The sequence below is a fragment of the Pedobacter sp. MR2016-24 genome, assembly GCF_026239655.1.
Lineage (GTDB): Bacteria > Bacteroidota > Bacteroidia > Sphingobacteriales > Sphingobacteriaceae > Pedobacter.
In genome coordinates this window covers 347,647-369,332 of sequence record NZ_JAPIVO010000003.1, presented here as the reverse complement: position 1 = coordinate 369,332, position 21,686 = coordinate 347,647, and the positions used below count along the sequence as shown (strand labels likewise).

General features: G+C 42.3%; 22 protein-coding genes, 1 tRNA gene and 1 other RNA gene. 20 read left to right on the top strand and 4 right to left on the bottom strand.

The genetic code is table 11. From position 1 onward, the window contains the following. Positions 1–15: 15 nt before the first annotated feature. The 5 genes from OQX62_RS09330 to OQX62_RS09310 all read left to right on the top strand — a co-directional run bounded on the left by OQX62_RS09330 (position 16) and on the right by OQX62_RS09310 (position 3,231). On the top strand, positions 16–939 hold the full coding sequence (locus tag OQX62_RS09330) for a reverse transcriptase family protein (RefSeq protein WP_265831214.1): 924 nt from the start codon (positions 16–18) through the stop codon (positions 937–939). Positions 940–1,282: 343 nt separating this feature from the next. Continuing rightward, positions 1,283–1,687: a hypothetical protein gene (locus OQX62_RS09325; RefSeq protein ID WP_265831213.1), complete on the top strand. Its 405-nt coding sequence runs from the start codon at positions 1,283–1,285 to the stop codon at positions 1,685–1,687. 456 nt (positions 1,688–2,143) lie between these two features. Then, the gene (locus OQX62_RS25095; protein ID WP_265831212.1) at positions 2,144–2,413 is read left to right on the top strand and encodes a helix-turn-helix domain-containing protein; all 270 of its coding nucleotides are present in this window, start codon (positions 2,144–2,146) and stop codon (positions 2,411–2,413) included. Next, on the top strand, positions 2,413–2,712 hold the full coding sequence (locus OQX62_RS09315; protein WP_265831211.1) for a hypothetical protein: 300 nt from the start codon (positions 2,413–2,415) through the stop codon (positions 2,710–2,712). The genes OQX62_RS25095 and OQX62_RS09315 overlap by 1 nt, the downstream gene beginning before the upstream one ends. A 183-nt stretch (positions 2,713–2,895) precedes the next feature. Further along, positions 2,896–3,231, top strand: coding sequence for a BfmA/BtgA family mobilization protein (locus tag OQX62_RS09310; protein WP_265831210.1), 336 nt, complete (start codon positions 2,896–2,898; stop codon positions 3,229–3,231). 12 nt (positions 3,232–3,243) lie between these two features. Here OQX62_RS09310 and OQX62_RS09305 read toward each other — a convergent pair. Next, positions 3,244–3,316, bottom strand: a tRNA-Lys gene (locus OQX62_RS09305). A gap of 203 nt (positions 3,317–3,519) precedes the next feature. Further along, positions 3,520–5,586 carry an OPT family oligopeptide transporter gene (locus OQX62_RS09300; RefSeq protein ID WP_265831209.1) on the bottom strand — a complete coding sequence of 689 codons (2,067 nt, stop codon included), beginning with the start codon at positions 5,584–5,586 and terminating at the stop codon, positions 3,520–3,522. A gap of 126 nt (positions 5,587–5,712) precedes the next feature. Here OQX62_RS09300 and OQX62_RS09295 point away from each other — a divergent pair, with 126 nt between their 5' ends. The 15 genes from OQX62_RS09295 (at position 5,713) to OQX62_RS09225 (ending at position 20,262) form a co-directional block, all read left to right on the top strand. Beyond that, positions 5,713–6,210: a D-glycero-alpha-D-manno-heptose-1,7-bisphosphate 7-phosphatase gene (locus OQX62_RS09295; protein WP_265831208.1), complete on the top strand. Its 498-nt coding sequence runs from the start codon at positions 5,713–5,715 to the stop codon at positions 6,208–6,210. Positions 6,211–6,371: 161 nt separating this feature from the next. After that, on the top strand, positions 6,372–7,727 hold the full coding sequence (gene eat / locus OQX62_RS09290) for an ethanolamine permease (protein ID WP_265831207.1): 1,356 nt from the start codon (positions 6,372–6,374) through the stop codon (positions 7,725–7,727). Between the two features lies 1 nt (position 7,728). Further along, positions 7,729–9,105 carry an ethanolamine ammonia-lyase subunit EutB gene (locus OQX62_RS09285; RefSeq protein WP_265831206.1) on the top strand — a complete coding sequence of 459 codons (1,377 nt, stop codon included), beginning with the start codon at positions 7,729–7,731 and terminating at the stop codon, positions 9,103–9,105. Between the two features lie 77 nt (positions 9,106–9,182). Next, a complete protein-coding gene (gene eutC, locus OQX62_RS09280) occupies positions 9,183–9,935 on the top strand; it encodes an ethanolamine ammonia-lyase subunit EutC (RefSeq protein ID WP_265831205.1) in 753 nt (250 codons plus the stop codon). A gap of 287 nt (positions 9,936–10,222) precedes the next feature. Further along, entirely contained in the window at positions 10,223–10,834 is a 612-nt protein-coding gene (locus OQX62_RS09275; protein WP_265831204.1) for a hypothetical protein, read from the top strand. A gap of 46 nt (positions 10,835–10,880) precedes the next feature. Beyond that, positions 10,881–12,719, top strand: coding sequence for a type VI secretion system Vgr family protein (locus OQX62_RS09270; protein WP_265831203.1), 1,839 nt, complete (start codon positions 10,881–10,883; stop codon positions 12,717–12,719). 10 nt (positions 12,720–12,729) lie between these two features. After that, positions 12,730–14,310 carry a polymorphic toxin-type HINT domain-containing protein gene (locus OQX62_RS09265; RefSeq protein ID WP_265831202.1) on the top strand — a complete coding sequence of 527 codons (1,581 nt, stop codon included), beginning with the start codon at positions 12,730–12,732 and terminating at the stop codon, positions 14,308–14,310. Between the two features lie 61 nt (positions 14,311–14,371). Beyond that, complete coding sequence (locus OQX62_RS09260) at positions 14,372–15,025, top strand: hypothetical protein (RefSeq protein ID WP_265831201.1); 654 nt, start codon at positions 14,372–14,374, stop codon at positions 15,023–15,025. A gap of 26 nt (positions 15,026–15,051) precedes the next feature. Beyond that, positions 15,052–15,708, top strand: coding sequence for a hypothetical protein (locus OQX62_RS09255; RefSeq protein ID WP_265831200.1), 657 nt, complete (start codon positions 15,052–15,054; stop codon positions 15,706–15,708). Between the two features lie 317 nt (positions 15,709–16,025). Beyond that, complete coding sequence (locus tag OQX62_RS09250) at positions 16,026–16,394, top strand: hypothetical protein (RefSeq protein WP_265831199.1); 369 nt, start codon at positions 16,026–16,028, stop codon at positions 16,392–16,394. Between the two features lie 90 nt (positions 16,395–16,484). Beyond that, positions 16,485–17,390 carry a tetratricopeptide repeat protein gene (locus tag OQX62_RS09245; protein WP_265831198.1) on the top strand — a complete coding sequence of 302 codons (906 nt, stop codon included), beginning with the start codon at positions 16,485–16,487 and terminating at the stop codon, positions 17,388–17,390. Between the two features lie 47 nt (positions 17,391–17,437). Continuing rightward, positions 17,438–17,863: a hypothetical protein gene (locus tag OQX62_RS09240; RefSeq protein WP_265831197.1), complete on the top strand. Its 426-nt coding sequence runs from the start codon at positions 17,438–17,440 to the stop codon at positions 17,861–17,863. Between the two features lie 41 nt (positions 17,864–17,904). Then, complete coding sequence (locus tag OQX62_RS09235; protein ID WP_265831196.1) at positions 17,905–18,411, top strand: hypothetical protein; 507 nt, start codon at positions 17,905–17,907, stop codon at positions 18,409–18,411. 136 nt (positions 18,412–18,547) lie between these two features. Further along, a complete protein-coding gene (locus tag OQX62_RS09230; protein ID WP_265831195.1) occupies positions 18,548–18,979 on the top strand; it encodes a tetratricopeptide repeat protein in 432 nt (143 codons plus the stop codon). A gap of 191 nt (positions 18,980–19,170) precedes the next feature. Further along, entirely contained in the window at positions 19,171–20,262 is a 1,092-nt protein-coding gene (locus OQX62_RS09225; RefSeq protein WP_265831194.1) for a WG repeat-containing protein, read from the top strand. 264 nt (positions 20,263–20,526) lie between these two features. Here the strand turns inward: OQX62_RS09225 and fsa are convergent, their stop codons facing one another. Together fsa and ffs are read right to left on the bottom strand one after the other, a co-directional pair. Next, positions 20,527–21,195 (bottom strand): fructose-6-phosphate aldolase, encoded by a 669-nt coding sequence (fsa, locus tag OQX62_RS09220; protein ID WP_265831193.1) that lies wholly within the window; start codon positions 21,193–21,195, stop codon positions 20,527–20,529. Between the two features lie 103 nt (positions 21,196–21,298). Beyond that, an RNA gene (gene ffs / locus OQX62_RS09215) (signal recognition particle sRNA small type) lies at positions 21,299–21,398 on the bottom strand. Positions 21,399–21,686: the final 288 nt, after the last annotated feature.

Below are 21,686 nucleotides of genomic sequence, written 5' to 3'. Positions count from 1 at the left end.
ATCCGACGATTTCGTTTGTTACTCAGTTCTTCGAGGGTTGATGGTTATGCACGTTTCAAGATCAAGAAGCGGAGAGGTGGTTACCGAACTATCCATGTGCCGGATAATGATCTAAAGTATTTGCAGCGCTGGCTGATGCACAATGTACTGTTTCAAATACCTTCACACAGCAATTGTAAAGGTTTCGACCCTGGCACGTCGATCAAAGCGAATGCTGCTGAACACCTTAACAAGGCAGCGGTGTTAAAGATCGACTTGTTGCGGTTTTATGATTCTATCAATGAGCACCGGGTGTGTGCCATATTCAAGCAAATGGGCTATCATCCCAACTTTGCTGTATACCTTGCGAAGGTATGTACCATTGTGCCGGATAACAATTTCTTTATCGCTTTTAAACAAAACGAGCTGAAGCTGAGAGATCAGATACATGGCAGCGGCCAAGGTATCCTCCCACAAGGTGCCCCGACCAGTCCTAAGCTGGCGAATCTTGTGGCCCGCCGCCTCGATAAGAGGCTTACCGGTTTGGCTGAGAAATATCAGGTCGCATATACACGATACGCAGATGACCTAACGTTTTCGGGAGAGCGGGCTACGCTTCAGGTGATGAAGAAGGTCGTTTACAGGATCATCAGGAGTGAGGGGTTCTTTGTGAATCTGGGTAAGACGAAGACGCTAGTCCGTGGGAACAAATATCTGGTTACTGGATTGTCGGTGGATAATGCTGAAGTACGCGTCCCGGGACACATTAAAAAGGAGATCGAACACCATATTTTTCATTGCGTTAAAAATGGCGCACACATCCACATGATCAAAAGCGGGATAAAAAATCGAAATTTTAAAGATTGGCTATTAGGAAAGATTTGCTTTGTATACGATATTGAAGAGGAAACAGGCCGACGGTATTTAGAAGACTTCAAGCGAATTCAATGGCAGATATAGTTTAACGTTTAGATTGATTCATTAATCGCGAATGCGAATAATTATTTAAGCCCGCAACGCACGGATATTAATCTTAATTTATGGATAACTATTTATTATACATCGATCAAAATTACAAATTTCGAAATTATCAATGACTCATGAAATCCATTTTTCTTGAAAAACCATAACAAATACGTAACGGAGCAAAATTTTGCGGTTCCAAAAATAGTCTAGAACGCAGCGATTAGGCTAGAAGTCTCATAATCATTTAGTTGCTAGGAAGCAAGTGATACCTACAGCAATTTGTTAAATGTGCATTCTTTGAAAAACCTTAAATTAGTTTATTCAAGAATCATAGCTTATGAACCTCAGTTACTTCAAACCGCGCAAACCATTTTCATTTTCACCCCACCCATTTGACTTAGGAACTTTTATGGGATTATGGCAGAATCACGATGACAACCATTTTTTGTTGAAAATATACAGAATGAACGAAAAGGAGTTTTCTAGTTATTATGCCTACCATTTAAACTATGCCCTAAAAAATAACTTGACAAGTAGCGAGGATTTTTTCAGTCATGTATGGCAGATCGTTCAATCAAGGATTAAACATTTCGAAATGCAAGATCCTTTTTCAAATAACCACGGCATGCACAGGCAGAACCTTGCAAAGCTCCAACAGTTCCAAAAATACCCGAACCGCATAGATGAATGGAATGGGAGACCTGCCAATATCGTTATCACCGAAAAAGACGAACTCACCTAAAACCAGAAACAAGAGATTGAAAAACTGAATACAAAACTTGTAGAACTGAACGAATACGAAGTATCGCTGAAGATCCTGATTGATGATGGCCAACTTCCAACATTCATCGATATCATCCAACAACTACGAGAACTGCAACTTCCTTCGGGCAGGAAACTTATAAAGAGCGACCACAAAATTCCGTATGCTAAGATGATCGCCAAATATTTCTCACACGGTGGTAAGGTTATTCCCATCGAAACCGCTCGAAACTACTTTGTCGACAAAAAGGAGATGTAACTATTAAAGGGACTTCGATACAACCGGAGCATCGCCGTTTCACAGTTATACCGATAGAACCTGCCAAAAAATAGCAGGCAGTTCATCCAGTGTATATGACGAGACCAACTCACTGGTCATTGTTTCGACCATTTCCCGCTACAATTTTGCTTCCATAAACTTAAATACGGAGGCATTATGCAGATCGAGATCCTAACCAAAGAAGAACTACAAAGGTTCAAGTCCGAACTTATTGAGGAAATCAAAAAGACCATCAGAACCAATGAAACCTTAACCAATAAACGATTCCTTCGAAGCTCGGAGGTAAGAACGATGTTAAAGATTTCATCTGGTACCCTTCAGAACCTTCGAATCGAGGGTAGACTTCCCTATGAAAAGATAGGAGGCATATTCTATTATGCGCATGCGGACATCGAACAGTTCTTGGGCGGAATCAGAAATTCGTAATGGGAACGGCAGAACAACTGGCGAGCTTTCTGAAGCTTACCAGCGGGAACACGCGTTTCCGTCAATCACACCTCAGCCTTTATTCGGCTATACTCATGTACCACGACAAGGCGTCGCGCCAAAATCCGTTTCGGGTTTCAGGGCGGGAGCTGATGAAACATTCGGCCATCCGTTCTCATCCGACCTACCACAAATGCATGGGCGAGCTGATCGCAAGCAGCCTTATCGAATACGAACCGTTGTACCATCCAAACCTTGCAAGCAGCGTTACCTTGTTGGGCAATAACGGCGAACCATGAGAGGTTGGCACATTGCAGAAAAGTCTTTTTCCTTCTTCGGGAAAAGGAGCAAGCGGGAGTTGGGCAGAGCCCTACTTTGCTTTCCCCACGCTACACTGTGGGGTTCTCGTCCACTGTTAAAGTGCCATAGAAGTCAAAATTGGAACCCCCTTAAGGGTGCGATATAACTGGTTATAAAGATACATGGATATGCAGGAAACATTGAGAACGGTAAAATATTCGGTGCAGGATGATGTGAAATTTAAAGAGATAGCCCTAAAGCTCTGCAGGTCAAAGCGTTTGATGTTATCCCAGATGGTGGAGTATTTTTATCGGAGCAATAAAGATCCGACCGACCTAAACGATGAACTGTTGAAGAATACCATCCTTAAAGGACAAAAGGAGTACATCGGCTTTATCAAAACACAAGATACTCACCGAATCACTCATCAAAGTTTTGTGAATTCGTGCGATTTTTGGCAATTCCCTCAACGCAAAAACCCTGCTAATCGTGCGATCGCAGGGTTTTATACATTTTGATAGTCTTTGGTGTGATCCCGCTGGGATTCGAACCCAGGACCACTACATTAAAAGTGTAATGCTCTACCAGCTGAGCTACGGAATCAAAAGTTCTGATGAACTTTTACTCTAAGCGTTTCCGTTAAAGTGATGCAAATGTAAGATTAGGATTAATATACTGCAACTAAATATTGGCCAAAACAGGTACTAGGCTGATTTTAAGCCGGATTAATTTCATCTGAGATCAATTCTATGTTAATTTTGCAACAATTCAGGGCTTTTTACGTTGAAAAAGCCCTGAATAATTCCTTATTTTAAGATGTTTTCTGCTTCAGATTTCTTTCTGCCGATGTTAAATAACACAAATCCCATAAAGAGGAAGATCAAAACACCGAGAATCTGATAGCCTCCGGAACCAAACCAGGTAGTGAAGATCGGCTCAACGCTTACTTTCTCGAGATTGTTCTTCACGGAAGGAATCACCATCAGGATAGCAACAACCACTCCGGCCAATGCTCCTCCGGCGACCAAGCCAGTTGCAAAAAGGTTGCCGGGACCTAATTCTTCTTCTTCGGCAGTTTTAGCTTTCTTTTTTTCTCTCCACTCTACGATACCTTTGATGGCTCCTCCTGCAAAAATAGGCAGGGTAGTAGAAAGGGGCAAATAAGCACCTACAGCGAATGATAATGAATTGATGCCACATAGTTCTATGGTGATAGCGATAAACACACCTACAAGCACATATTGCCAGTCCAGATTAAAAGAAAGCATTCCTTTAATGAGGGTAGCCATTAATGTAGCCTGTGGTGCAGAATATTCTGCGGTGCCGATGGCGTGTTTAATGCCTTGGGCTAACATTTCAGGAGTAGGCGTATCAAGAATGCGAACAGTTAATCCGATTACAATAGAAGAAACGATTACACCAATAAATAAAGCGAGTTGTTGATATCTTGGGGTTGCGCCGATAATGTAACCTGTTTTTAAATCTTGTGAGGTTGCACCTGCGTTTGCTGCTGCGATACAGATCATACCACCCACGACTAAAGCCATAGGTTCGTAGACTTTGCCTGTCCAGCCAACGGCGATAAAGATGAGGCAGGTTCCCATAATGGTAGCGATAGTCATCCCGGAGATCGGGTTATTACTGGAACCGATCAATCCGACAATTCTGCTGGAAACGGTAACGAAGAATGCACCGAATACCACAACAAGAATTCCGATCAGCAAATTGCTCATAATGCCAGTACTTGGAATCTGTGGTAAAACGGCAACAAGGATGATCAGGGCTAAACTACCAAGGCCGACTACCTTTAGGGATAGATCGCGGTCTGTTCTTTTAGTTTCTGAAACGGTTTTTCCTTCCTTAATGGAACCCATACTTTCTTTGAAGGAAGAAACGATAGTAGGTATAGTTTTTAAGAGCGTAATGAATCCACCGGCAGCTACTGCACCTGCACCAATTTGTTTAACAAAGGCCTGGTAAATGGCTAAGGGATAGTTAGAAAAGGTTTGTGTTAAAGGATCCCATCCAACACCGGGAGCGGCTTTGGTGATATCGGCCATCAGGCCTAGCTTCACCAGCTGGTGTGCAGCAATTGCGGGATCGATTAAGGTCGCTAATAAGGGGATCAGTCCTAACCAGGCCAGTACACCACCGGCAACGAGTACACCGGCAATTTTTGGTCCGATGATATAACCCACACCTAAATATTCCGGCGTAATCTCTCCGCTTACTTCTGCGGAAGGGAGGAATTTATTGGCCTGGGTAGTGACAAATGCAGGCGCTTCGGCAATCACATGGAATACCTTTTGCATAATGGCATAGACCATCGCAAATCCTAGTCCCCAGAAAGCGGTTTTAGCGAAATCGCCGCCTCTTTCTCCGGCCTTTAATACGGAGGCACAGGCAGTACCTTCGGGATAAGGAAGGGTGTCATGTTCTTTAACAATCAATGAACGGCGTAAAGGGATCATCATCATGGTACCGAGCACACCACCGAGGATGGCAAGGATAAGGATGGTCATATAGTTGAAAAAGGCTTCGCCGGAACTCTGGCCGCCAATATCTGTGCTGAGGAATAAAAATCCGGGAAGGGTAAATACCACACCAGCAGCAATGGATTCGCTGGCAGAACCGGTAGTCTGGATAATGTTATTTTCAAGTATAGTGGTTTTGAAGAATTTCTTACCCAGGGTGATGGCAAGTACAGCGATAGGGATAGAGGCGGAAACGGTTAAACCAGCCTTGAGGGCGAGGTATACAGTTGCTGCACCGAAGATAATCCCTGCAATACAGCCGAGCAGGATGGATTTGAGGGTAAACTCTGCGATATTACTTTCTGCAGGAACAAATGGTTTGAATTCTTCTTTGATCATGTGTTATAAAAAAATATCTTTAAAGGTATCTATTTTTGATGAGCATGCAAGATTAGCCGTCTAAAAGACCACACAAGGCTGTGATAATTGAATTATATTTTGATCTTTGGCAGCAAATACGAAATAATGAATAAAGCTATATTTTTAGACCGTGATGGGGTACTGAACCATGAAAGATTTGATTACATCTGCAAAGTAGAAGATTTTGAAGTGCTGGAATACCAGATTCCACCGTTAAAACGCCTGTTTGATGAAGGCTATTTATTGGTAGTGATCACCAATCAGGGTGGGATTGCTTTGAACAGGTATACGGAAGATACACTGGCAGAAATGCATGAGATCTTGTTTAACAAGTTTGAAGAGCATGGTGCAGAGATTATTCATGCGTATTATTGCCCGCATCACCCGACTGTTGGGGGAGATTGTTTATGCCGCAAGCCAAAATCGGGCATGTTACTGGATGCGATTGCGGATTATAATATTGATCCTGCTTTATCTGTAATGATTGGGGATAAACCAAGGGATGTGGAAGCAGCAAATGGCGCAGGAGTAAAGGGTATTCTGATTGCACCTGATGAGCAGATTGTGTATGAAAACGTAAAGGCTGTATTGGCCGGAGAATAAAGCATCAACTGCTGATGTTAAATTAAGATTAGCGGTATATATTTTTATGATGAGGAAGAGCATTAAATCTGTTGTAAAGGCAGGTCTAATGCTCTTTTTCTATGTTTTAGAAAGATAAATTACTATATTTCTTGCAGTTATCCTCTTAAAGCCGCTGAAATATGATGATGAAGCCGACACCTGAAACTTTGAAACGTACATTGAAGTCGCTCCATCTTTGGGCAATAGCGGTTGGACTGGTGATCTCGGGTGAATATTTTGGCTGGAACTACGGCTGGGGAGTAGCGGGAACGGTAGGTTTTTTAATCGCCACGCTGATCATTACGGTGATGTATGTGACTTTCATTTTCAGTTATACGGAGCTGACGACTTCGATACCGCATGCAGGAGGGGCTTTTGCTTACAGTTACCGGGCAATGGGACCTTTTGGCGGGTTGGTTGCGGGTTATGCCACTTTGGTAGATTTCCTGCTGGCGACACCGGCAATTGCGCTGGCACTGGGCAGCTACCTTCATTTTTTATATCCTTCGATACCAGCTTTACAGTCGGCCCTCTTTTTTAACGTGGTGTTTATCCTGCTGAATATTTCCGGCGTAAAGGAGTCGGCCACTTTCTCTGTTTTCATCACAATCCTGGCAGTGGGCGAACTGCTGCTGTTTATGGGGATTATCGGTCCGCATTTCGAAATGACCAACTTTATGCATGATCCAATGCCTTTTGGCTGGACGGGCGTATTTGCGGCTTTGCCATTTGCGGTGTGGTTTTACCTCGCGATAGAAGGCGTAGCGATGGTCGCAGAAGAAGTGAAGGATCCGGAGAAAAACATTCCAAAGGGATATATTTCGGGCCTGGCTACGCTGACTTTCCTGGCGCTGGGGGTGATGATTTTGACGGGCGGGATTACGGATTGGCACAAGCTGAGTAACATAGATTATCCTTTGCCGGAAGCGATTGCTGTGGTACTGGGCAAGGGCAGCAGTTTAACGAAGTTGTTTGCGAGTATAGGTTTATTCGGACTGATTGCTTCTTTCCACGGGACTATACTGGCGGGATCCAGACAATTGTTTGCGATGGCAAGGAGTGGTTATTTGCCGCGGGGTTTGGCGAAGGTGAACCATCGGTTCAAGACACCGCATTGGTCGGTCGTAGCCGGCGGACTAGTCAGTTTCATCGCCTTATTAACGGGCACAACGAGTCAGGTGATTATCCTCTCTGTGCTGGGCGCCGTGGTGATGTACCTGATGAGCATGGTCAGTTTGTTCCTGTTACGGCGACAGGAGCCTGCGCTGAAACGACCATTTCTCGCGCCTTTTTACCCGGTCTTCCCGGCGATAGCACTATTTTTATCGGCCTTATGCCTCATAGCGATTGTCTATTATAACCTGATGCTGAGTGGCGTGTTTTTCGCGGGACTGTTACTGGCGGTGCTGGTTTTTATGCTGAAGGGCAAACACAAAGAGAAAATTATGAACGATGTTTTGCTGGAGCAGTCGGCTTTAATTAGAGGAGGAGAATAAGATGGGATATCAGCATACGATTCGGCACCAGGTATACAGTTTTAAGGATCTGAAAGAACTGCTGGCGAAAGCTTCGCCTTTTAGGACGGGGGATGCCTTAGCGGGGATTTCGGCGGCAAATTATGAAGAGCGTGTGGCGGCGCAGCTCACACTGGCGGATGTGCCTTTGAAGGATTTTCTGCAGGAGGCGCTGATTGCTTATGAAAAGGATGAAGTGACGCGGCTGATTCTGGATAGTCATGATCCGCTAGCCTTTGCACCTGTAGCGCATATAACGGTGGGGGAACTGAGGGACTGGCTGCTGAGCGATCTGACAGATCCGGAAACGATTAAAGGGCTGAAATGGGGATTGACGCCGGAAATGGTAGCTGCTGTATCCAAACTGATGCGAAACCAGGATCTGATTGTGGTGGCAAGGAAATGTACTGTAGTGACACGTTTCAGGAATACGATAGGTTTAAAGGGCAGGTTCTCGACACGCTTGCAGCCAAACCATCCTACGGATGATCCGAAAGGAGTAGCGGCAAGTATGATTGATGGTTTGTTATACGGCAGTGGCGATGCAGTGATCGGGATTAACCCGGCTATGGATAGTCCGGCAGCGGTGCTGAAATTGCTGCAGCTGATAGACAATGTGCGACAGCAGTTTGAGATCCCTACGCAGTCTTGTGTGCTGAGTCATATCACGACTACGATTGAACTGATCAATAGCGGGGCACCGGTGGATCTCTGTTTTCAGTCGATCGCCGGAACGGAACTTACGAATACGAGCTTTGGTGTAAGTCTTTCTGTGCTGGATGAAGCTTATGAGGCGACGCTGTCTTTGAAGCGCGGAACGGTCGGCCAGAATGTAATGTATTTCGAAACCGGGCAGGGGAGTTCTTTGTCGGCCAATGCACATCACGGCCTGGATCAGCAGACTTGCGAGGCAAGAGCTTATGCGGTGGCAAGGAAATATAACCCCTTGCTGGTGAATACGGTAGTCGGCTTTATCGGACCTGAATATTTATATGATGGCAAACAAATTATCCGTGCAGCGCTGGAAGATCATTTCTGCGGGAAGTTGCTCGGTTTGCCGATGGGCGTCGATGTCTGTTATACGAATCATGCGGAAGCGGATCAGGACGATATGGATAATTTGCAGACCCTGCTTGGCGTGGCGGGCTGTAATTTTATTATGGGGATTCCCGGTTCTGACGATATTATGCTCAATTACCAGTCAACCTCCTTCCATGACGCTTTATATGTAAGAGAAGTGCTGGGTTTAAGGCCCGCTCCGGAGTTTGAAGCCTGGCTGATCAATCAGGGGATTACGAATGAAAATGGGAAGATCGCCCATAACCAAATGACGAAACAGCTGATTGCCCATTTGTTTTAAGGGTGGGTAAATGAGGATAGATATAATCAATTAGTTATTGATTAAATCATATATAAAGTACTGAAAAATAATTAGATATGGAATTGATTACTGCCAAAATGTCTGACTCGTGGGAGTCGCTCAAAGCCTTTACTGCTGCGAGAATTGCCTTAGGCAGGGTGGGCAACAGTATCCCGACTGCTGAGTCGCTGGAGTTCAAACTGGCCCATGCCCATGCCAGAGATGCAGTCTATTCAGTATTGGATGTGGAAGGTCTGACGGTGGAGCTGAAAGCACTCGACTTGCCGGTGCTGCATTTACAAAGCAAAGCAGAGAACAGGCAGGTCTATTTACAGCGGCCAGATCTGGGGAGGTTGCCGGATGAAGCTTCGCTGGCTTTGGTTCAGGAAAACCTGCTGACTTACGATATCTGTATCCTGCTGGCGGATGGTTTATCCGCTACGGCAATCAATACGAATGCTATCCCTTTGCTCAGTGCCTTAATCCCGCTGTTTAAGGGAATGAAATACCGATTGTCGCCGCTTTGCCTGGTTCAGCAAGCCAGGGTGGCTATAGCAGATCCTATCGCCCATAGCTTACAAGCTCAACTCTCTTTGATCCTGATTGGGGAGAGACCAGGCTTAAGTGCCGCGGACAGTATCGGGGCATACCTGACTTATCATCCTGAACCCGGGCTAACCGATGAATCGCGCAATTGTGTATCCAATATCCGAGAAGGCGGATTGTCCTTCGCCCTTGCGGCAGAAAAGATCTTTTACCTGGTGCAGGAAGCTTTCAGAAGGGAGCTATCCGGTGTAGCCTTAAAAGACAATGCCGGTCTGATCGGGTAAAAGAAAACAGGGCACATCAAGAAAAGCCTGATAAATTGTGTGGGGATAGGATACACTCTGTCCTAAAACGTTACAGTTAAAGCTGGCTAATCATTCTCACGTGAAAAAAAATAACGTTATTTTTTAAAATATTTTCAGGCGAATAATGCCTTTACGATTCTTAAACGCAATTTTTTCAGGATCATCAGTCTAACTGACTGATAGTTGTGGCCGGACTGGTCTCATATTTGTTGCCATCCACATGGTGTAAAATCAATTTTATACCACTCACACAAAAATCTATAATTATGGCTTTCAAAGCACAATTAGGAATCAAGTGGTTTATACCTGTGCTATATTTACTTCCGGTTGCCGGATGTACAGCATCTCATACGCAGGGAGTATCGACAGATACTGTCCAGTCGCCCGCAAAATCAGCCGCACTTACTAAATCTGTTAATCAGCAGCTCCTTACCTATGTAGACAGCATCGCCTTTGGCCTGCACAGGTCGGGTTTTACTGAAGACAGGTTCAAAAAATTAACAGACAGCTTTTCCCGGTTTTTCCCCCTCATTATCCCTAAATCAGAAAAGGATGCGCCTGAAAATACGGTGTTCGCTTATTTTCAGCCATTCAACAAAGCGCAACAGCGTGATGTGGTATCACTTTCCTTACCCTATTCCATAGGCTTTAATTTGAGCTACAAAACGATCATCGCACATTTTGGTCCGCTGGAGCCGGAAGGGCCGCTTTTCCGCGAACATAAAAGTCCCCCGCCAATTAAAATCGATCTCAAATCTCATTTAGGCGGGAAGCAGCCTATCGTTTCCCTTTACGTCAGGAGTGCTTATTTCCCCGACGAAACAGAACAGAATCAGATTGTGGACATCAGCATCGTAAGAGATCAGACAGCGCGCTGATCAACATATAGCAAATACATCCTGCCATTTTGCCAAATCGAATACAATGGAAAACAAAGTAAAAGTAGAGATCAACATAGACGGAACAGTCATATCTACCTTCTCCAGGTTCAGTTTAAACCAGCGCTTTAATGAGCACCATAGCTTTGAACTGCGCTTTAACCAGGATCAGGTAGAGCTTCCCGGTGCATTATCCTTGAATAAGTCGAAAGATTTCATCGGTAAAAATATTGCCATAGAATTTGGCAATGTGCCCGGTTCTGAAAACAGGTTTATGGGGATTATTACCAAGGTGGCCATTTCACAGTCGCACGGACTGATGGGCGATATCATCCTGTCCGGTTTTAGTCCCACGATATTGATAGACCGGGGACCGGATCTGGGTTCTTATCTCGCTAAAGGTCTAAAAGACATCATAGACCAGGCCACGAAGGAAGTTCCCGCGAATGACCTCTACCTGCAGGTGAACCCTGCCAGGAAAGCCCCGATCGACTATGTGATCCAGTACAGGGAAAGTGATTTCGACTTCATCAACCGTTTGTCTGCCCAATACCATGAATGGTTTTACTATGACGGTACCCAATTGGTGTTCGGTAAGCCCGATGAGATCAAAGAGATCAAGCTCACCTACGGTCGTGATCTCAGCAATATCCAATATGGTATCCAGATAGCTCCTCTGAAGTACAAGAAGTTTTCTTATAACCCTAAGGATGACGAGTTGTTATCTGCGAATGGCGAAGGGAAAGGTTCAGGTACGCCAGATATGGCCCATGCCATTGAAGCTTCCAATTCTGTCTACAGCAAATCTTATAACCAGCCGCTGGTGACCCGTGCAGACAGCAGTTCTGATATCAGCAGCTTCGTGGAAAATGAGCAGAAAGCCATTATGTCCGACCTGCTCCATATCAGCTGTACTGGCGATAATCCTCAGGTAGGCATTGGAAGGGTGGCCGATATCAGCATGAGCACCCGTAAACTGAATGATTTTATGATTGAGGATTTTGGGAAGTTCCTGATCACCTCCGTATACCATCATATTGACGGAGTAGGGCATTATCAGAATACCTTTGAGGCTATTGCTGCAGAGACCGAGCGCGTGCCTGTGATTGCTGTGCAGGCTCCACAACCCGATATGCAGCTCGCCAATGTGGTCGACAACAATGATCCCAGCGGTCATGGTCGCATTAAAGTGAAATTCAAGTGGGAATGCGGCTGTAATGACTATACTGAATGGCTTCGTGTGATTACCCCCGATGCCGGGAGCTCTGATAAAGTCAGCAAAAACCGCGGTTTCGTCTTTATACCGGAAGTCGGCGACCAGGTGGTAATTGCCTTTGAAGAGGGAAATATTGCGCGGCCAATTGTAATGGGCAGTGTGTTCCATGGGAAGAGTGGCAGCGGTGGCAGCAGCACCAATAAAACCAAAGCCATGACTACCCGGAGCGGTAATACCATCATTATGGATGACAGTAACGGCAGTATCAATGTGAAGGATCCGAGTGGTAATGTGATTACCATGCATGGTGATGGAACAGTTACGCTGACAGCCCCTAACTCATTTACCATCAATACCAAAGACTTTGTAGTGAATGCCAGTAACAGCATCGCCATAAATGCACAGCCTGGAGAACAAGGTGGCGGTGAGGGGACGATTGCTATCTCTGCCAAGAAAACAATTGCAGCGACGGCAGATACGGAAGGGATTACCCTGGACGCGACTACCCTGGGCGTTGCCATCACTGGTAAAACCGATGTGAGTCTCAACAGTACGACAGCCTCTGCTGTAGTCGGCGGTAAAACAATGACCACCATAGACGGTGCGGATGTAGTGGTAACCGGCGGCAGTACCATCAGGATCAATTCAAGCGACACCGATATCACTTAATCCATAGCTTATGCCACATGAATTAGAATATATCGTAGATCAGGCTGTTTGTCATTGTGATAAAGGTGCTGCGCCCGCATTTTTTACCGGGACAGCGAACCAGAACGTGAAGATCAATGGCTGCATGGCCTGTACCAAAGCGGATAAAATTCCGATTACTAACATACCCACTTTCGGCATTTGCGCGTTAAGCGGATCTGCCTGTGTGCCCGCTCCGGTGGAATGGACGGATACCTATAAAGTGAAAATCAAGGGCAAGGAGACCTTGCTGTTTAAATCTACATTGCCCTGCAGCGTTGGCGGAAAAGTAGAATTCATGACCAGTGGTCAGGTGCCGGTGAGTCCGGAAGAACTGCAGGGTATGGTTGACGAGAACAGCGAGGAGGAAGAAGATGAAGGCTGGGGCTGGTGGGATACTGCCGAGCTGATTCCTGTAGTAGGAAGTATCATAGGGATTGTCCGTGAAACTGCAAAAGGAAACGGATGGATGGCCCTGGCAAATGTGGGTTTCTTAGCCATGGATGTTGCCGGACTGGTGAGTTTTGGTGCAACTACAGCTGCTTCTACGGCACTAAAAAGCGGTGCAAAGGTTGGAATTAAAGCTGCAGCTAAAGCCAGTTTAAAGGCTGCAGGTAAGGTGCTTACGAAACAGGGTGCTAAGGCTGTTGCGAAGGGGATTGCGAAACACGTAGACGATATTGCGAAGGCAACGATGAAAGTTTGCGTCTTTGCCTGTTTCCCGGCCGGGACAGTGATCCATACGGCGGGCGGCACGAAGCTGATCGAAGATATTGTCACCGGAGAAGAGGTATGGTCTTACGATGAAGAAACCGGAACCGTGGCGCTGAAATCAGTAACAGCCATTATGCAACGGGAAGTGGATGCTACGGTAGAGATCAGTCTGGAGGGAGAAACGATAGAAACCACCGCCGAACATCCGTTTTATACACAAGAGGGCTGGAAAGCTGCCGGAGATTTAGAGAAAGATGAACAGCTAAAGAATAAAGATGGAATATGGACCGTTATTAAAGATCATAAATTCCTATATGAAAAGCGTAAAGTTTTTAACTTTGAAGTAGAGGGCTGGCATACGTACTTTGTGGGGGCGCTGGCGTGGCTGGTGCATAATGCACAGGTTTGTTTAACTGCTGCTGCTAAAGCTGGAGAGAAATGGGCGATTGACATATTGAGGGGAATTGCGTTCAACAAGACAGCAAATAAGGCCTTTTTAGAGCTAGCTGAAAAAAATGGATTGAAGTATTTTTCAGAGACTTGGTTGAAAAAAGGCGGAAAGCTAGTTTCAAGAGTTGATGGTTATATCCCAGATTATGCTATTATTGAAAGGAAAGCAACTGATCTTTCAAAAATCAGTGCCGAAACAGCCAAGAGTTATATTAATCAGCTTGCTACTAAATATAAAAAAGGCATGGAAATAGCTAATAAAACTAAAGGCGATTTACTTAGCGGTGATAAGTTTCTGCAGGTTGATAAAATTGGTGATGTTTCTAAAGATGTATTGGAATATGCCAATAAAAAAGGCGTGACAATTGTTGAAAATGTTGAAGATGTCTTTACTCATATAGGATTTTAATAAATATTAAAGGATGAATAATTTTAACCATCACATTTATAATTCATTGATGTTAACAATCATGGATGAAGAAAACAGTTTGGATAATATCAAAGATTTAGTTGCTGATGATATAAAAAAAGAAGTTTGGAAAAAACATGGTATAAGTACAACTGAATGGGCTAAATATGCTGCTGCTAATAATCTATGGTATCCTGTTACAGTCTATAAAGACAATAATCCACACTGCTACATAATTATCAGCGAGGACCTTGTAGAAGTTCGTTTTCTGGATGAAAGACTTTTTGAATACGTCTATATGGCTTACAAAAAAATGGATGCCGAAAAAATGTTTCTGGTCAAAGTTTATGTAAGAGAATATTATCATAAAAAGGATAAACCTTTACAAGATGTAAAAAAAGATATAAATATGATTTTCTCTGTGGAAGGTGGACTTAACGTTAGAACCAGAGACTTTATCAGGGAGGAGTCTGTGAAAGTTATCGAGGATAATATGGAAGCTGCCCATCCGGTTAATGTTAGTCAAAACTGGAAGTCCATACCTAAATATGGTGAATATGATGAAATAAGCAATTATGAAGATGTAATCAAACCGGGTGATCTTTTGCGCGATATTGATACTTCATTGAAAAGCCCAGTTTCACAGGATGATGAAGTGAATCCGGATTCTAAGAAAGAAAACAAATGGTTACCGCCTGACTGGAACAAAAATTAAGTTCAATTATCATGTAAGTAGATGTTATGGATATTAGGTATCAAAACTTTTGGGCAGCTGTTAAGAAACTTCAAACAGAAGTTCAATTAATTGGAAGGCTCGATACATCGAATAAAACAAAGTATAAGAAAAAATACGAAGCTGGGGAGATCACTGCCAGAGAAATTGCTGGATTAAACCATGAAAAGGGATTGCATTATGAGTTAACGATTATTGATGAAGATGAACTGTTTTGTTATTTAGTAATAAAAGGAGGGTATATTAAAGTCAATTTTTTAGATGGTAATTTGAGAATATATCTGGCCTATTATTTCTCTCCTTCTACAAAATATACCGATAAAGTATTTCTTGATGAGATTTGGTATAACAACTACACATCTGAATCGAGCGATAAGGAAAGTTATCGGCTGCATTTCGTCTTTGATGAGGATGGAAATGTAAATTATCGCAAATATGATGAGGTGAATCAGAAAACACAGGATTTTGAGAGTAAGGAGCCTTCTGATGTGAGTGGGCTATATGAGGCTTATCCTGAGTTTGAAAAATATGAAAGCCTGATCCGCTTAGAAAGAAATTTCCCATTGGATATTATGCCTAAAGAATCGGATGAGACGTCTAATGATGATCCGGACAGAACGGATGATTCTGACAACAAATGGCTTCCGCCAAATTGGAACAAGTAATAGCTTAATTAATCTATCGTCAATCATAAAATATGGCCACCGGATTTATATTCATTGGTGTTAACTCATCTATTATTAATAAGGCTACATGAAAATAAAGTATCGAATGGGCCTCTGTTAAAAAACTTCAGACAGAAGTCCAATTAATTGGCCGTTTAGATTTACTGAACAAAACAAGATATAAAAAGAAATACGAAGCAGGGAATATCACTGCGAGAGAAATTGCTGAACTGAATCATGGCAGAGGGCTACAGTATGAACTTTCTGTATTCAAAGATGATGAGCTTTATTGCCACATCATATTACTTCGTGAATTTATGGAAGTCAATTTTATTAATCATGACGGACACAGGTTTGTTTCATATTTATTCTCGCCATCCAGGAAACTGAACAATATGTTTTTTATACGAGAAGTCTGGTACTACAATTATTTGTCTGGATCAGACGTAGATGAAAGTTATAGAATCCATTTTGTTTTCGATGAGGATGGTAACGTGAATTATCGCAAATATGATGAGGTGAAAAAGAAATTCTTCGATTACGAAAGCAAAGAATCAGCTGATATTACAGGTCTATATGAACCATTTCCCGAGTTTGAAAAGTACGAGAGCTTAATTCGTCTTGAAAGGGATTTTCCGATAGGTACTGTTCCTTATGCCAGCGAGCTGCCTAACGTTAATGATTAAAGTAATGTCCTTTTGCAAGGCACATCCCTTATTAAATAACCGAAGTTGCTATATGCCAGAAATCAAAATCATTTATTTTAAAACGAGGATATGCAACACATAGAAAAATATAAACAGTTACCAGACAATATCTACGATACTTTTGATGAATTGACGGATAAAGCCTATGAACTATTTGTATCAAAAAAGTATGAGGAGTCTTTTCGCACATATGAGCAATGTTTACAGATGATACCAGAACCTAAAAGAGATTATGGAGAATCTTCTAATGTGATAGAATGGATGGTAGAAAACTATCTACTAATTGGAAGACATGCTGAGGCTATCAAATGGGTTGAGCAATTAAGTGATTACCTTAAGAATAAGCAGATTACTGGTGATGGCGAGTTTTTAAAGGCTAAGGTATATTTTGAAGCGAAAGACCTGGATAAATCTCTGGAGTATTTCAGGATTGCAGATGAGAAAAGTAAGGGCAGGTGTTTTGAAGATGAGGACAACAAGTACCTATACTTTTATCAAAACCCTGGACAATTTGCGGGTGAATTGATCCCGGCAATAATAAATGCCGAACTTGATGATAAAATTTATGATGAGATAGTTGTTCTGGCTGAGACTGGAGATGAATATGCTGAAAAAGAAGAACATGAATTTGCTATAAGTAAATATCAGGAAGCATTGAATCTGCTACCGGAACCAAAAACGGACTGGGAAGCAGCCACCTGGCTGTATGTAGCTTTGGGCGATGCATTGTTTAACCTGGAGATATTTGATGCAGCATTGGGTGCCTATGAACAGGCATTAATGTCGCCGGATGGTACTGTCAACCCCTACATTTGGTTTTCGTTAGGTAGCGCATTTTATGAACTTAACAATATGGGAAAAGCAAAAACAAATTTCATGAGCGCGTACTTGCTTGATGGCGATGAGATTTTTAAAGATGCTGATCCAGCATATTTAGCTTTGATCAGAGATGATATAGCAAAAGGAAATCATTAGGTGGCAGGTCGATCTGCGATAAACGAAGTGCATTAATTTTAATGACCATGGCATTACTGGATGTAGAACTAAACAGCAAAATAGAATTATTGGAAAGTCAGGCGGCATCTGCCTGGAAGGAAAATAGTATAATTGGATTTCTCTCCTTGGGTGAATCTGCATGGGAGTTGTTCCCTGATCCTAAGAATACCTGGAATGAAGGTTATAATTTCGCTAAATTCATGTTTAAAGGCTTGATGCTTAAGAATGAACTGACAGGAGCAGAGCTCTGGCTTTCCCGCATGGTGGAAAATAATGATACGCTACATCATTTCGATGGTGATTGTGAATTTAATGAAGGCAAATTCTTTTTTGCGAAAGGGGAACTAAATAATGCTTTAGAGAAGTTCAGAGCAGTGGTTAAAGATGCGGGTTTCAGGTATTTTGAGAATGAAGACCCAAAGTATTTAGCATTTTACAGGGATCCGGAGTAATTTATTACAAGTGCTGATTGCTGATTTAAAAATGATACGTCATGACTTACAAAAAACTAATACCTGAAATTATGCTTGATCTTGGTGAGCGAACCGTTTTTGAGGATCCAACACACCCTTATCAGATTTTAAAATTACATATTCACCTGCAATCCTGGGCAGGAGATGACCTCCTGGAAATTGCTCCGTGTTTTATCGTGACCGAAAGATTAAAGTTTAGTCTTTTGGATAGTGAATTTACCGGCTTTCATTTTGACGATTTGGAGGTGACTACTGACCTATATTTTAAAGACAATTTTCACTTAGACAAGGATCTCCCGAACTTCTATTGGATGAAAGTTAATGGGGTGGAAAACCAGGATGATGTATTTATCGCTAGCGATCATCTTTATGCATCTGACAAATTGCTAAACTCTTTACAATTCCACTTCGACATTAAAAATGCTATTGTGGATCCTGAAAGGAATGAATTTGATGAGCTACTGGATAACATGTTTGCTAAGAGAGATATAGATAAAAATGCAGACGAAAGAAGATCAGACGAATAATACTCTTTGCATCTCTGCATTCAGCTAATCTCTTTCCGCAGGTAAATTATCATGAATATCAACATTACATGCTGGAAATTATTCCTGAATATTTTTATCTTTATCATGATCTTGAAAAACACGAAAAAGAGTATTTATGGAATTGGATGACAATATTTACAATGCAATAGTGACGCTGGCGGAAGAAGGTGATAATTTCGCGGGAGAGGAAAATCTGTCAGCAGCAATCAGCAAATATGAGGAGGCGCTGAATATGCTGTCTGAACCTAAAACTGATTGGGAGGCGGCAACCTGGTTATATGTAGCCCTGGGAGATGCACTCATGAGCCAAAAGAATTTCAACGCCGCATTGGATGCCTATGAAAACGCATTAATGTCGCCCGAAGGTACAGATAACCCATACATCTGGTTCTGTCTTGGCGAAGTTTTCTATGAACTGGATAATATCGGTAAAGCGAAAGAACATTTTCTGAGTGCTTATATGCTGGATGGAGAAGATGTATTTGAAGGTACGGATCCTGCCTACCTTGAATTGATTAGCGAAGAAATTGAAAAAGGGCAGCCTTAATCAAAGCCGGAGCGAGTAATCGACATAATTTTGTATCAAAAGCGCGGCTGATTATTTAAAAATGATCAGCCGCGCTTTTATTATCATGATGATTTATTAATTTGTGTATATATATTTACTTTAGGTAAACAGACGTTATCTGTATAAACCATTTTAAATTTAATTTATTAGAGCCCCTACAAGAACCATACATGAGAACTTACGTATTAACCTGTTTACTGACCATTACAAGCTGCACACTATTCGCACAAAGCAAAGACACCTGGACAGCAATTGAAAACAAAGAAAGAACACTGATTGGCTATAAAGACAAAAACGGCGTAGTAAAAATAAAGCCCAAATATATGGGGATGACCTTCGCGAAGAAATTTGATCATATTATGGTGGTGACAGAGGAACACGATGTGAAATGGAAAAGTCATTATCTGACCAAAAGTGGAAGGGTAGTGGGGAGGGACAGTCTTTATATATTTGACAATACGCCTGACTGCGAAAGTGAGGGTTTCATCCGTTTCACGGATAAAAAGACGGACAAAACGGGAATGTTCAACAGCAAAGGAAATATCGTTATCCCTGCTGAATACAATGCCTTGAGCAAAGTAGACAATGGCCTGATCATGGCCCTGAAAGATGCAAAGAAAGAAGATTTAGGTGACGGACATTTCTCCTGGACAGGCGGTTACCAGTCGCTGATTGATACCACCAACAAAGAAGTGATCGACAATTTCATGTACACCACCAATCTGCATTTCCCATCAGTCATTATAGCAGATCGAGAAACCACCGATAGCAACCGGGTAAGTTTTAAAGGAGCCAATAATAAATATTACTCTTTCATTAACTTAGACCGCGAATTTGACAACTGGGTTAAAGGCGCACTGTTACCAAACCTCAGCAAAGAAAGCTTATTGAATGCAACTGCTAAGGACGTATATCTCTGGAAAGATAATGGTGAAAAAGAAGACGGCTGGGGAAGTGTTGCAAAAGCAAAATTTATTGAAGCTAACTTCGAACTGCTGAAGTCAAAACTGTTACAACTTACTAACCCGGAATTTGCGTATCAAACATTTGACAACGGACTGAATCCTTTAATTTATACCTCTCCGGAATATCAAAAATATTTCAATAATTGCGGAGAAGCAAAAGAGCTGGACTATCCGGTAAAAACAATCGTAATCAATCTGCCGGATGAAAAGCAATCCCAGGATCATTTTGATTTCCTGAGAACAGAGAATGGATATCAGCTGGTAAGCGTAACACTGGGAACGGATAAACTGAAGTAGCCCGGATGATTCATTCGTTTAAGCTTTAAAAAGACATCAGGATTTGGATTGGACTATGAGGGAATTACATAAATATGGCTCTATCTTAATACGCCAGAACAAAACACCCGGTTAGATCCTCCATTGCTAAATCTTAAAATAAAAATGAAAACCCCTTTTCCGACCTTCTCAATTTGCGCCGCAAATTTAGGCAGTCGGTAAAAGGGGTTTCATTTTTATCCAATAAAGGATAACTTATAGACTAAATTCTATGATCTACAAATATTATACTTTAGCTGATTCAGCAGCTTTTTTATGATCCGCAAGGAAAGTAGCTAAACCACTATCTGTTAAGGGGTGTTTCAATAAACCTAAAATAGCTGACAAAGGACCAGTCATTACATCTGCACCTAATTTCGCACAGCTGATAATATGCAATGGACCACGGATTGAAGCCGCAAGAATCTCAGTAGGGTAGCCATAGTTATCAAAAATCAAACGGATATCTTCGATCAATGTTAAACCTTCAGAACCTATGTCATCTAAACGGCCTAAGAAAGGAGATACATAAGTAGCACCTGCTTTAGCAGCTAATAAAGCTTGTCCTGCAGAGAATATTAAAGTACAGTTTGTTCTGATACCTTTTGAAGAGAAATATTTGATCGCTTTAATACCGTCTTTGATCATTGGAACTTTAACAACAATCTTAGCATCTAATGCTGCTAATGCTTCACCTTCTTTAATGATTTCGTCATAAGTAGTAGAGATCACTTCAGCGCTAACTTTATCATCAACAATTGCACAAATTGCTTTGTAGTGGTTGATTACGTTTTCTTCGCCGGTGATACCTTCTTTAGCCATTAAGCTAGGGTTAGTAGTTACACCATCTAAAATACCAAGGTCCTGAGCTTCTTTGATTTGCTCAAGATTAGCTGTGTCAATGAAAAATTTCATGATTATATAATTTAAGGAAAAATAGTTTGAGAGTACTTTCAGCGTATGCTTTAAACAGAAGATTGTGTAGCGTTGGAAGCATAGTCAATCTGAAAAATAAAAAAGTGGGCAAGCAACCTTTATCGCACCGCTACAACCTTCTACCCTTGCTTCGTTCCCGCCCTGGGGGAGTTCAAAGGGAGCTGATCGTAAAGGACTTGCCCACTGCAAATGTAGCAAAAGAGTTTAGTCTACAAAACAGTGTGCAAGATATTTTTTAATAAATAATCGGCTTGAAAGGATAATAGATTGAGATTTAGGGTATTGTAAGACAATATTTTTTTCATTTATTTTTAAAAAAGTGCGAATCTGCCGTTTTGAGGGCGAAAACGGGATTGAATTGGGCTTGGCTGTGGTGTTTTTCGGCTGGGAAAATGCGCAGGTCAGGGGATATTGGGTGAAAAAAATGATAAATCTGTTTTCCTGAGGAGTGAAAATCGGGTGCTGGTTAG